General features: G+C 45.3%; 9 protein-coding genes. 7 read left to right on the top strand and 2 right to left on the bottom strand.

Annotated features, from left to right (window positions below; genetic code table 11):
* Positions 1–44 precede the first annotated feature (44 nt).
* On the bottom strand, positions 45–1,544 hold the full coding sequence (locus tag SVI_RS16305; protein WP_013052711.1) for a serine hydrolase domain-containing protein: 1,500 nt from the start codon (positions 1,542–1,544) through the stop codon (positions 45–47).
* 11 nt (positions 1,545–1,555) lie between these two features.
* Entirely contained in the window at positions 1,556–2,737 is a 1,182-nt protein-coding gene (locus SVI_RS16300; RefSeq protein WP_013052710.1) for an NRAMP family divalent metal transporter, read from the bottom strand.
* Positions 2,738–3,769: 1,032 nt separating this feature from the next.
* Here SVI_RS16300 and SVI_RS16295 point away from each other — a divergent pair.
* The 7 genes from SVI_RS16295 to SVI_RS16265 all read left to right on the top strand — a co-directional run bounded on the left by SVI_RS16295 (position 3,770) and on the right by SVI_RS16265 (position 13,731).
* Positions 3,770–5,110: an OprO/OprP family phosphate-selective porin gene (locus SVI_RS16295; protein WP_013052709.1), complete on the top strand. Its 1,341-nt coding sequence runs from the start codon at positions 3,770–3,772 to the stop codon at positions 5,108–5,110.
* 95 nt (positions 5,111–5,205) lie between these two features.
* A complete protein-coding gene (locus SVI_RS16290; RefSeq protein ID WP_041420032.1) occupies positions 5,206–6,189 on the top strand; it encodes a tripartite tricarboxylate transporter substrate binding protein in 984 nt (327 codons plus the stop codon).
* 107 nt (positions 6,190–6,296) lie between these two features.
* Entirely contained in the window at positions 6,297–6,785 is a 489-nt protein-coding gene (locus tag SVI_RS16285) for a tripartite tricarboxylate transporter TctB family protein (protein WP_013052707.1), read from the top strand.
* Between the two features lie 4 nt (positions 6,786–6,789).
* Complete coding sequence (locus tag SVI_RS16280) at positions 6,790–8,325, top strand: tripartite tricarboxylate transporter permease (protein ID WP_013052706.1); 1,536 nt, start codon at positions 6,790–6,792, stop codon at positions 8,323–8,325.
* 206 nt (positions 8,326–8,531) lie between these two features.
* Positions 8,532–10,151, top strand: a complete 1,620-nt coding sequence (locus tag SVI_RS16275) for an ATP-binding protein (protein ID WP_041420031.1) — start codon at positions 8,532–8,534, stop codon at positions 10,149–10,151.
* A 42-nt stretch (positions 10,152–10,193) separates the two neighbouring features.
* Positions 10,194–10,904, top strand: a complete 711-nt coding sequence (locus SVI_RS16270) for a response regulator (RefSeq protein WP_013052704.1) — start codon at positions 10,194–10,196, stop codon at positions 10,902–10,904.
* Positions 10,905–11,187: 283 nt separating this feature from the next.
* A complete protein-coding gene (locus tag SVI_RS16265; RefSeq protein WP_041420030.1) occupies positions 11,188–13,731 on the top strand; it encodes a TonB-dependent receptor plug domain-containing protein in 2,544 nt (847 codons plus the stop codon).
* The last annotated feature ends 46 nt before the right edge of the window (positions 13,732–13,777 follow it).

The raw sequence follows: 13,777 nt of genomic DNA, 5'->3' as shown, positions 1-13,777 counted from the left end.
GCGTCTGCGGGATCTTGTGGCGACAATTATAGCCGACTTTAGTCCTAAGCCTGGGATTTATTTGTACTGTCTTTTTTATCTATTTTGTCCATGTTCCTGCTTTTACTATAAATAAGCGACTCACGGATACTGGCTCGTATCTGGTTATGCAGTTCAAATACCCGGTGGAGATCATTGACGTTTAAAGAGATGTTTTCCAGCATCACCAGATCCAGATTAAACTCAGGGTAATGGAGTGTCATCGACATATACCCAGGTAAATAGCCGGTATGGCTGTATTCTGTAATGCCATCTTCGCGGTTAATCCTTAGGCCGTAGCCGTAACTCATATTCGGCCACAGGAAATCAATGTCAGTATGTGAGCTTGTCATCAACTGATAGCTCTGGTGGCTGATTAGCCTACCCGAGTGCAACTTTCGTTGAAATGTTGCAAAGGCTTGGGTCGTGGCAATAATTCCACCGGCAGGGAGTAAAGATTCGGTTACCTCGATTCCCGAGGGAGCTAATACCCCACCAGATTCATTGAGCCCGATGGCGAGAGAGGGGGCCCGTTGACGTATGTTATCTATGGTGCCGACCTCAGCATAGAGGCCACCGAGTCGATTGATTAGCTTTAGGTTGGCAATCTGTTGAGCCAAGGTTTGCTGATTTACCCACTCGAGAATCTCACCCAGGAGGGAGTAACCAAAATTCGAATATTGAAATTGGCTACCTGGTTTAAAATGATTCGGTTTTCCTAGCTTATTGACTCCCGATGTATGGCTCAACAAGTGATGTAATGTGATATTTTCGTCGTATCTATTGGGGTCAAAGTTGAGGCTTTTTTGTGCCGATTCGACATCTATGCCATAGACGATAGCGGGTGAACTCGCTTCCTTTGGCTCGCTGGCTTCTTGTGACGGACTGACTGCTTGCAATGAGGTGGATGAGGTTTGTGTATCTTCGAGTTTACTGTCAGCGTCTAGGGCGATTTCTTCTAGGGGAGCGGTTTCAAATTTCGCATCGAAGTCTTCATCTGGTACCGAGTCTGGGTTTGAGCCTGGGATTGAATCTGAGCCCAAATCACTTTTTTTCTCCTGTTTCCTATCATCTTTTAAGATTCCGTCATCGATGAGATAGCTATTGAGGGAGTGGTTAAGATTGAGTTTTCCAGCGTCGACAGCCTGTAAAATAAGAGTCGCCGTTATCTGTTTAGATAGAGAGGCTATGATAAAGCTGGTCTTTGTGTTGATCCCTCTGCCCTTGTTTACCGTGAGTAGTGGTTTGCCATCTCTTAATAGTAGGACACTGCCACTGAAGGGTTGTAGAGAGGTGTCGATAGCCTGCTGTATGGCAAGCTCGATTTTATCTGGTGGGGTCTCAGCTTTGCTTTGAGTTTGCCCATCTAAGTTCGCTGATTGTATTGTTGCATCTTTAAGGGATGGGAAATCGGCATAACTGGCATTACTCAGTGTTAGTGCACTCAGTATTAGAGCACCTAACGCTAAGCTGGTTAATATTCTATTTCGCCGGTAAAAAGTAGCAGTCCATGTGCTTAATTGCATTTTATACTCACTTATTTTGTCACCAACCAGTAGATAAACACGAGTGCAAAACCGACCAAGTAGGTCATGCCTAACATAGACAGAGACTTCATTTTCCAGCCGTAGCGATCTGCTTCTTCCAAGGCTGAGCTGGTCATTAACTTATAGTTTAGCCAAGCGAAAATGACCGTGGTCATAAAAGCTAAGATCATCACAAATTCCAGTAGCGGCAGTAGGGCTCCTTTGAAAAACAAAATGATACCTAAACCTAAGGTACAGATCCCCACCATGACTTTGGTTAAGCCAGTTTCAGTGTCTTGAGTTTTAGTCAGTAAGCGCCAGCCCATATTCAGGGTGCGGCTGTAACCGTCGATGACTGTCACTGTGGTGCTGAAGATACACAGTAGGGCTACGGTGCCGATAAGATAGCGTGATTCGCTGCCTAAAACTTGGCTATACAGATCTATCAGTTGGCTGGCAAATTTAGCCCCTGATGCCGAAAATTGTTCGCCGCTGCCGTGCATAACCAGAGAGCCAAGAGCCAGGAAGACGATAGCAAGAATCGCCGTTGTCAGATAACCGAAGTTAAAGTCGAAGATGGCTTGCTCTTTGGTTATATGAGCCGTTTTCTTCTTCTCTAATAGCCAGAGTGAGTTCCATGCACTGACTTCTATAGGGGCTGGCATCCAGCCCATCATGGCGACGAGGAAACCGATATAAGCCCATTGCCAAGGAGACTGTGAGACAAAATCTGGGCTAATGACCGGAGGAGCATTGAAGGCCAATGCCACGGCAATGAGGGTGGAGCTAGTGAGGCACAGCATGATCACCTTAGTGAGTTTATCCAGTAGGGCGTAGTGACCTAAGATAAGTAAGGCAAGACTAGATAATAAAACAATCAGGGCTAATAGATCGATGGAGAGAGGGATAAACAGGGTCAGCATAGCGGCAGTTAGCATGGCTACCCCGGCAGTACTTGCTACGGCGGCTATGGTGTTGAGACCCGTGAACAGCATGAGGTAGCCTCTGCCTTGTTTAAGGTAACCGTGAAGTAAGCTCTCTCCTGTGGAAGCCGTATAGCGAGCTCCCGCGGCGAAGAAGGGATATTTAACTAGGTTAACCGCTAAGATAAGCCAGGCTAGCTGCCAGCCAAATTCTGCCCCAGCGCGAGTGGAGGCGACTAGATGAGAGGCACCGATAGCGGCGGCGGCCATTAATAAACCTGGCCCTAATGCGCTTAGCAGGTATCTGGTTTTAGATAATAGAGTCTGGGGATTTAGCGAGGCATTTAAGTTGCTCTCACTCTTAGGGGCTAGTTGGGGTTTATCCATAGCATTCATTTTCAGTCTAGGTTCCATCACTCGTTAATTGTTATTTTATTCTTTATATACTGTTAAAAGAATATGACACGCCTACTATGAAAATTAAAAGAAGTTTTTTGATTGAGTGCTCAGGCTTTATTAGATAAAGCTTCATTTGTCTGACTAATGCTATTTTTGCAGGTGATAGACAAACACTTGTTTCATTGCTGTTCGGTTAAATGGCTTACTTACCATGGCAATATTATTGCCCCGCTTGATTGTAAAAATGCGAATCTAGAAGCTAGTTCCCTTCGAATTATGCCGAAATCTAGTATGTAAGCTTGGTTAATATTCAATATTTTTAATGTTTCTAATATGTCGATATAGATTACGCCTGGCATATTTTAAGACTCTCAATCGACGATGATTAGCAGGTTATTAAGCTAGGATTGATTATCAAGTAAAGCATCAAATAGACCTATAGGTTCAAAGCCTGCTGATTGGGGCTTTTCTTATTTGTTTAGCTTTAATTCATCATTTTCAATAAGTAGGCGTGTTGTTTTTAATTTCCTACTCGTTTCACCTTCTGACATCGCTAGCTGTGCTCTTGCGGCTCAGCTCCTCTGTAAGTGCTCATTTTCAGTGTAGAGACTGGACTTGCTTACAGGCGGATAGATCGAGAGTCATTGACTTTATCTGAGTCAGCATCAAGTTTCCGCAGAATCTATTTTCCTTCAGTTGGTCATTTACAATTGTGCCTATCTTGTGAATTTTATGTTGTTAATTGTTTTTATGGGGTTAAAAATTATTATTTGTTAAACGTTTACATATACGCGTGCCACCAGCAATCTAAAGGTCTTGCGCTGTAATTTCTCTGGTTTTAATCGGTGAAAATTGCAAGTGATTGAACCAATAAAAATAATTCAACAAGTGGAAGAGACCCTCATGAGCTATCAAAACAGTAAGTTGAGCCACTCCAAGTCTAGTACGAATAGATTTGGTAAGTTATCAATCTCGGCGGTAGTAGTCGCCGCAGCTTTAGCCTTGCCTTCATCGGTAATCGCCAATGAAAAAAGTGAAATCGAGGAATTAAAGCAGCAAGTTGCAAGTTTAAGTGAAAAGTTAGATGAACTATCCGTCAGTGAAATATCTACATCTGGTGGTGGTTTAGAAGTCGTCAGTAAAGATGGTAAATACAGTTTCGAGATGGGCGGGCGTTTTCAGCTCGATTATGACACCTTCGATGGTGCTTATAATGCCGGTAACGACGGAAAAACAGGCTCTGATCTGTTTCCCCGACGTGTAAGAACCTACGTAGAAGGCAAAGCGGATAACTGGGATTACAAGTTACTGCTGGACTTCTCCGAGGGCGCTGAGATCACTATGGCGCGTCTGCGCTACAAAGGTTTCAAGGGTGGCCCAGTGATCAAGCTAGGTAAGATCCGTGAAGATATCAGCATGGAGGCCTTGACCAGTAGTAAGCACATAACGGGTATCTCACGTTCTATGTTGTCAAATACCATGTCTCCCTATTTTAAATATGGTGTGGCAGCGTATCAATACTTTAAGGATTCGGGTCTACGTTATGCCGTAGGTGTCTACAAGGGCGGCTCATTTGGCGCCACAGGCAAAGATGAAAACGATGATCTAGCACTCTCCTATACAGGTCGTTTGACCTGGTCTCCAATACACAATGATGGCGAAGTCTTGCACTTAGGTCTGTGGGGTTCCCATCGTGATATGGGCGGCAATGATTTGTCGGCTAAATTTGCCCGTGGTGAAGTTCGTGAGACCAATGTGCGTCTAGTGAACTATGCCGCTGGCGGAGATACCTATGCGGTGGATAATCTGCAGCAGTGGGGAGTCGAGTTTGCCGGTGTATACGGTCCAATGTCACTACAGGCGGAATACGCCATACGTGACGTTCAGGCTGTAGAGTCGGTCAACGATGCTTCTTTCGATGGCTATTATGTGACAGCTAGTTACTTCATCACAGGTGAGAGCCGTAAATATGCCAAGCGCGGCGTATTTAGCTCTCCGACTCCACTTTCTACCGATGGTGCATGGGAAGTATTTGCTCGTATGAGTAACTTCGATGCTACCTCAGATACCCAAGGCACAGAGGCCGATGTGGCCACCATAGGTGTGAACTACTACCTCAATAAGAAGATGAAGTTTATGGCTAACTATTTGATGTCTGATGTCAGTGGGCCAGGAACTCAGGATTTAGTTGGGGATTATGACAGCGGTAATGCGATGACCCTAAGAGCGCAATATCTTTTCTAAATGAGTGCTTCTGTATATCGATGCGAACACTAAGGTTCGCATCGATATCATTTAATTTTTAGAGATGTCATCAAATTTAATTTTTGGAGTAAGCCATGAAACTGACAAAATTCACCTCAAGCGCTATTGCCGCTGTGCTGTTAGCAATGGGAATGGGCGCGGCTAGCGCGGCCGAGAATATCGATATAAGCAAGGTTCATTTTTTAATCCCTGGCGGACCAGGTGGTGGATGGGATGGTACAGCCAGAGGCACAGGCGAGGCCTTGCTTAAATCGGGCATGATAGAAAATGCCTCTTACCAGAATATGTCCGGTGGCGGCGGCGGTAAGGCCATCGCTTACATGATTGAAACAGCAGCTAAGCAAACTGACACCTTGATGGTGAACTCGACACCTATTGTTGTTCGTTCACTGACTAAGGTGTTTCCACAGTCCTTTAGGGATCTAAAACCTGTGGCGGGAACCATTGCAGATTATGGTGCCTTCGTGGTTCGTGCAAACTCAAAATTCCAGAATTGGGATGAAGTGGTTGCTGAATTTAAGAAGAATCCAAGAAAGGTAAAATTCTCTGGTGGCTCGGCTCGCGGTAGCTTAGATCATTTAGTCGCTGCCATGGCGATGAAGGCCGGTGATGTGGACGTGAAGCGTTTAGTTTACGTGGCTTATGATGCTGGCGGTAAGGCGATGGCAGGCTTACTTTCGGGTGAGACGGCAATCTTATCTACCGGTGTCGGTGAAGCCTTGACTATGGCTCAGAGTGGTGAGGTTCGTATTCTTGCTATTACGGCGCCTAAACGTGTTGAAGCTGTACCTAATGTACCGACTCTAACCGAGCTGGGTTATGACGTTGTTTTCGCCAATTGGCGCGGTTTCTTCGCGGCCCCATCTATGCCTGATGAGAAGGTTGCAGCCTATGCCAAGTTACTTGGTAGCGTTCAAGAGACTGCCCAGTGGAATGAAATTAAGACACGTAATGGCTGGGTAAACCTTTATAACCCAGATACTGAGTTCTATAAGTTTCTTGAGAAGCAGGAGCAAGAGATCGGTGGCTTGATGAAAGAATTAGGATTCTTAAGATAAATAAGTAAGCAAGAGCAACAAAGCACGACTTCTCTGCCTGCATTTTATGTGTATGGATACAGGCAGAGATAACACCTAATTAAAAATTACTATAAATGGTGAGTATTATGAATATCAGTAAAGACAAGCTAGGTGCGTTGTTCTTTTTCATATTTAGCGTCTGTTATGGCTATTACGCCACTCAAATTCCCCTTTATCCGGGTGAAGAATACGATGTATTCACCTCTCAGACTATGCCGAAAATCTATGCTGTTACGGCCATGCTAGTGTCGGCTTTAGCGTTATTTTTAGCGATAATCGAAGAGAGGAAATCGGTATCTTTAAAGGCAACAAATACAGAAAAACCTTATTTTGACCGCAAAGGGTGGGGCCAATGCGGGGCACTTATCGGTTTGATGTTTTTCTACGGCGGCACCATAGAAGTCTTGGGCTTCATCTTGTCTACCATAGTCTTCTTAATTATCGGTTATCTGATCTTAGGTGAGCGTCGACCCAAAATACTCATTGTCGCCTCAGTGCCTGTGGTAATTGTCTTCTGGGCAATCATGACTCAGTTACTCGGCATCTATCTTTCAACTGGCGATATCTGGAGCTAAGACTATGCATGATGGAATTTTATTGGGTTTAGAAACTGCATTATCGATGCAGAATATCCTATTCGTTATCTTTGGCTGCTTTGTCGGCACATTTATCGGCATGTTGCCCGGGCTTGGGCCCATCACGGCAATCGCCCTGATGATCCCCATTACTTATGGTATCGACCCGTCATCTGGGATGATCTTGATGGCCGGCGTCTATTACGGTGCTATATTTGGTGGCTCTACTTCATCAATTCTGATTAATGCTCCAGGAGTCGCGGGAACCGTTGCGACTTCATTCGATGGTTACCCTTTAGCGAGACAAGGCCAAGCGGGCAAGGCGTTGGCTTTGGCGGCTTACTCCTCTTTCTGTGGCGGTACTATTGCAGCGGTTTTCTTGCTGGTGGCTGCGCCTATGCTATCTAAGGTATCACTGAGTTTTCAGTCTCCGGATTATTTTGCCTTGCTAGTATTGGGACTCACAGCCATTGCGGCGTTCTCCAATAAGGGTCAGTTCCTTAAATCCCTGATGATGACTCTACTGGGCCTGATGCTGGCTACTGTGGGAACGGATCAGGCATCCGGTGTCGAGCGATTCACCTTTGGTCAGATAGATCTTCTCGATGGGATCAGTTTCCTCTTGATTGCCATGTCCATGTTTGCCCTATCGGAAGCTTTGATGTCTATCATAGCCAAGAGCAAGGTCAAGGAAGGTGAGCAGGCGGCGACAGAGCAAGCTATCGCGACCAAGGTCGGCAGTTTGAAATTAACTAGGGCAGAGATCAAAGAGGTGGCCCCTACGGTGGCTCGCTCATCGGTACTGGGTTTCTTCGTCGGTGTTCTGCCAGGAGCGGGCGCGACTATTGCTTCATTCCTAGCCTATGGCCTGGAGCGTAATCTGGCATCGGCTAAAGAAAAGTTAAAGTTTGGCAAGGGTAGCCTACGTGGATTAGCGGCCCCTGAGACGGCCAATAATGCCGCTTGTAGTGGTTCATTCGTACCCTTGTTAACCTTAGGTATCCCAGGTTCTGGGACGACTGCGGTCATGTTAGGTGCTTTGATGGCATATGGTATTCAGCCAGGTCCGAGACTGTTTCTCGATAACCCAGAGGTATTCTGGTCGGTTATCGTGTCTATGTATTTGGGTAATATCGTGCTCTTGTTTATCAATCTGCCGCTGATCCCTTACATAGCTAAGGCGTTAACCTTACCTAAGCAACTGCTTACAGTGTTGATCTTGTTTTTCTCTCTCATCGGTGTGTATCTGGTGTCATTTAATGCCTTCGATATCTTCATGATGGCAGTGTTCTCTGTGATTGCCATTGGCCTCAGGCTACTCAATTTCGGCATGTCACCTTTGATCTTAGGTTTTATCTTGGGCGGAATGTTAGAGCAAAATCTACGTCGCTCGTTAACACTCTACGATGGTTCTATCTCATTCCTTTGGGAAAGACCCATTACCCTGACCATTCTGATCGTTGCCACATTGATCTTGGTGTTGCCTAAGCTGTCAGAGTTTTTAAGGAGGGGGAGAGGCAAGGCTGCAGAAGTTAATTAAATAAAGAGTTCCAAGCAAGTTTTGTAACGTAAGAATTGCGGTAGGGTGCGGCTTACACTCCTAATTCTTACGTTACTTTTTTTTGACAAACCCTTCCCTGAACACATATCATCGTACTCTGTATCGATAATAATAATAATAATCATAATCGCAACTACAACCATAACCAGAATTCGAAGAAAGGAGTTTTCGACTAGGATAAATTTATGATGTCTATTGTCTCAACCTTTAAAAATCTAGGTCTACATAATCGTCTGGCCTTCTTCTCCTTGAGTCTGATCATAATTCAAACCATTGGCTTAGGTGTGGTTTCTACCTATAGTCTACAAACAAACCTCGAAGAGCAGATTGGTAAACGCGCCCTTGCTCTGTCTAAATCTTTAGTGCATCACCCCGTCATAATTCAGGGCCTTATCAATAAAGATAGCGTTTCGATTCAAGAGCTTGCCGAGACTATTCGTCTTAATACCGAAGCTAGATTCATCGTTGTTGGTGATATTGACGGTATTCGTTACTCTCATCCAAATCTCAGCAAGTTAGGTCAGAAGATGGTGGGTGGGGATAATGCTCTGGCCTTAGTTGATGGTCAGTCTTATATCTCAAAGGCAACAGGCTCCTTAGGCATCTCGGTACGTGGCAAGAGCCCGGTTTACTCAGATACGGGAGAGATTATTGGTTTGGTGTCGGTAGGCTTTCTTGAAGAAGATATCGACAAGGTTGTAGAACAGTTTAAGCGTAATTTTCACTTCTTCTTTGGTTTAATTCTCTTAGCGGGCGTGGGGATCACCATTTATATCGCGAAACGTTATCGGGATGACATTTTCGGACTCGAACCGGAAGAGATAGCCCGTACATATACCGAGCGTAAGGCGGTGCTTGCCTCCATTCTTGAAGGCATCATAGTGATCAATGAAGCAGGAGTAATCACTAGCGTCAATCCAGTTGCTTTACAGCTAATTGGTGAGCTTGATAGCGAGGATATAGTCGGTAGTTCAATCAACAGCCTATCGTCCTTGTCCCCCTTGGTTAGTACCGAAAATTCTCAGCTTTCTTTGCGTGATATTGAAGTGGATATTAATGAACAGTTGATGATCTTGACCAAGACGCCTTTATTGATCAAGGGGGAGAATAAGGGCGCCGTGCTCAGCTTCCGTCTCAAGGATGATATAGTTGCACTCAGTCAGAAGCTGTCTCAGGTGGAACAGTTCTCGACCATGCTGCAAGTGCAGACCCATGAGTACTCTAATAAGCTTAATACCATAGGTGGCCTTATTCAGATTGGCTCAGTCGATGAGGCTTTGGAGCTGATCACCAGTGAAACCTCGGGTTATCAGGAGATGATCGAGTTCTTGATTGCGACCGTTGCCGATCCTGTTATGGCAGGATTTTTTCTGGGTAAGTACAATCAAGCTCGGGAGCGTAATATCGAATTTGTCATAGAACCTGATAGCAGCCTCAATGATATTCCTGTGAATATACCGAGTGAGAAATTGGTCACGATCTTGGGGAATATCATAGATAATGCCTTCGATGCCTGCCTTAAAAATAGCACTAAAATTCACATGGTTAATTTACATATGACAGACATAGGTAATGACCTTATATTCGAAGTTGTAGACTCAGGTAGCGGCATAGATAGCGACTTGAAAGAGAATATGTTTGCACTAGGTGAAACCACTAAATCGGATATGGGCCATGGTATCGGCATGTATCTGGTGAAGAATGCACTCGCTCAGTTAGGCGGATCGATATCTATTTCTAACGCCAAGGGAGGCGGTACTATCATGACCGTGTATATCCCTAAGCAGCTGGCCAAAAGATCATAAAAGCCGAACTGACGATAAACATAACAATAACAAGGTATTCTGATGAGAATGAAAAATGTACTGATAGTTGAGGATGATGCCAGGATTGCCGCGATCTTGGCTAAAACAATCAACAAACGAGAAGAATATGAGGTGATAGGTGTTGCCTCGAACGTAACAGAGGCGATAGATGTCATAGATTGCTTCGCACCGGATCTGGTATTTTTGGATATCAGCCTAGACTCGAGTTGTGGCCTAGATGTGATCAAGTATATTCGTCAAGAGATAAAGGACAATGCACCGACTGTGGTGATGCTCACGGCCGCTAAAGATGTGGAGGTTATTCAAAAGTCTGTCGCTTCAGGTGTATTCGATTATATTCTTAAGCCCATCTCATTCTCGCGCCTGAGTCAGACTCTACAACGATTTTCGGATTACTCAGATAAACTTGAGACCAGACGGGCATTCGAACAAGAAGATGTAGATCTCTTCTTTGGCCTTCAACATGGTGAAGCTCAGGGGACTGGTGCTGAAATAAGTGAAAAATCGCCTCTTCCCAAGGGAGTGGATGGTTTGACCCTAGAGAAAATTATTAAGGTATTTAGGCGTGATCTTGCCATCTCGTATACCGCCGAGGGCATGGCGGACTGCATTGGACTCAGTCGTACCACGGCCAGGCGTTATCTGGAGTATCTATTATCTGTCGATAGGGTGAAAGCCGATATAGAATATGGCACAGTGGGACGTCCCGAGCGTCGTTACATCTTTATTTAGAATATCTCCAGTATTTAGATACCAATGTATCTCTCATATCTCATATCTCATCTCCCAGCGCTTCGAGTGAGGCGCGTGCCTATTTCGGTGTTTGTGTCATAAGTCATCTCTGCTCCTCTAAGCCATTTAGCTAGAGTTTGTAACTCTTTATGTCTAATGCTCTGCTTTATTTGACTTTTCTAGTTTAGGCCTTAGGTTAATACTTGCACGAGTAATCTGTAGTCTGATTGAAGTTTGTTGTAATCAAGTGATTGAAAAATAATAATATCAAAGGATGATAACAATGAAGCAAGTAATAACACCTAGCCTGTGCGCGCTGGCTATCACCTCTCTGTTCGCTAATGACCTATATGCGGCAGCTGAAACCGTCGAACGTATAGAAGTGACTGGGTCGCGTATCAAACGCACCGATATCGAAGGGCCATCGCCTATTCAATCGATCAGTAAGGAAGACATTGCTAATATGGGGTTCGATAACCTGCAGCAATTACTCGAACGTATGCCTGCCAACGGTGCTGGAGCATTTTCAACTCGTGGTAATAGCCAAGATTCTACAGCCAATGGTGGTGCGTCCATCAGTCTGCGTGGACTGGGTCCTGATGCCACTCTCGTCTTGATTAACGGTCGCCGCGTTGCCGCCTCGGCTTTTGCTGAGGGTATTACTAATTCGTTCGTCGATATTAACAACATACCTGTATCAGCTATCGAGCGTATCGATATCCTCAAAGATGGCGCATCCGCTATTTACGGCTCCGACGCTATCGCCGGTGTGGTCAATATTGTGCTTAGGAAAGATATCGAAGGCATAGAAATTAATCTGGGCTTAGGGGATGCAACAGGTACAGATTACGGTGAGAAGACTGCCAGCTTAGTCTGGGGGGGAAAGTCTGATAAGGGCAGTGCGTCGATTATTCTGGATTACTTTAAGAATGATACGCTAGCCGCCAGTGAAATGGGGCGTTTCGGAACGGCGAATCAGAGTCCTTATGGCGGTGAAGATTATCGTTCATCACGTGGCTTTCCTGGTTATTTCTATGTCGATGGCGTCAAGACTATCGACCCCGATTGTCCTGTCGACTCGGCAACTGCAAGCGGCAGCTGTCTGTTTGATTATGGTCCCTATAATCTCACCATACCTAAATCTGAGCGTGTAGGCGCGATAGGGCAGTTTGATTATGATTTTAATGACGAGCTGACAGCTTTCTTAGAGTTTGCTGTGCAGCACAACACCTCTGAAGCGGGAGGTGCACCTACTCCTTTGGATGAAGATGCAGGTCTTACCGTACCAGGCTCTCATCCGAGTAATCCTTGGAAGGAAGATATTGACATCGGTCGTTATCGCACCGTCGATGCCGGGGCCCGTCGCTGGGATATCGAGTCTGACTCTATGCGCTTAGTGGTAGGACTTCGCGGAATCATTAATGAGTGGGACTGGGAAGTATCAGCCCAGAGAGGGCGCAGTGAATCCACCCAAACTGGGGATCGATCTCAGGGCTGGGTTAGAACCGACTACTTGCAAGCTGAGATCGATGCCGGCAACTATAACCCCTTCGGTGGCACCTATAATCCCCAAGAAGTCATAGACCGGATCACCACGAGTTTAGTACGCCAAGGTGAATCTAATATCACCTCATATGATGCTAGCATTACCGGTCAGGCATTCTCTTTAGCGGGTCGTGACATCATGATGGCGGCAGGTGCAGAGTATCGAGAGGAAGATGTCAGCGATGTACCCGATGAACAGTTTCGCAGAGGTTTAATTTTCGGTACCGAAGCAGTTTCGGCCCAAGCGGCTCGGGATCAGTATGCGGCCTATGTAGAGTTTTCTATTCCCTTAACCGATAATTTCGAATTACAACTGGCAGGACGTTACGATCATTACAGTGATTTTGGCTCGACCACCAATCCTAAGATCGCTTTCCAATGGGGAGTGACAGAAGACCTTACTGCTCGTGCCTCATGGTCTACCGGTTTTAGGGCGCCTTCTTTAGCTCAGATTGGTCTAGGTCCGTCAGAAGAGAGTAACTTCTTTATCGATAAGTATCGCTGTGCTGCGGATGGCGTGGATTGCGAATTGTTGGACTATAATACGGAATTTTCTGGTAATCCTGATCTGGAAGCCGAAGAATCAGAAACTTGGAACGTGGGCATGATCTGGGCACCTAGTCAGCAATTCGATCTGGGGTTTGATATTTTTAGCATCGTTCAGGATAACAAGATAGATAAGTTACTGCTGAGCGATATTTATGATGCACATTGTAACGTTCAAAGTAGCAGCATCTGTGAACGCTCGGCCGCTCAGTCTGGTCAGACGCTGGGACCAATCGATGTTATTCACTCAAGCTTCGTTAACTTGGGCTCTCAGGAAGTGCAGGGCATGGATGTTTCAGCCCACTACAGGTTGGAGCTAGATAGTTATGGTGACATCAAGTTTGGTCTGGAGTGGAGTTATATGCATAACTTTGAAAAAGACATAGGTGGAGAGACCATAGATTATACCGGTGGCTATGAGTACCCCGAGAACCGTTGGTTGGCGACAACAAACTGGATGATGGATGATTTTTCCGCCAATGTGAACCTGAGTTATATCGGTGAATTTGATGATTTCAATAAGACGCGCACCGTCGAATCTCAGCTTCTGGTGGATATGTCTGGCTCTTATCGCTTCAGCGAGATGTTTAAGTTGAGTGTCGGCGTGAATAACATGTTTGACGAAGAGCCACCATTCGCCATAGGTGATGGTGATGCTGATCTCTATGGTTATGCGATGGCGGTTCATAACCCCTTGGGCCGATATATTTATACTAAGCTGACGATGAATTTTTAATCTTTCAAGTTATCTGAATTTGCGTATATTGTTAGGGCTAGATCTT

The organism is Shewanella violacea DSS12 (assembly GCF_000091325.1).
GTDB classification, from domain to species: domain Bacteria; phylum Pseudomonadota; class Gammaproteobacteria; order Enterobacterales; family Shewanellaceae; genus Shewanella; species Shewanella violacea.
Note: the sequence above shows the minus strand (reverse complement) of the source record. Positions and strands in the feature narration are given on the sequence as shown.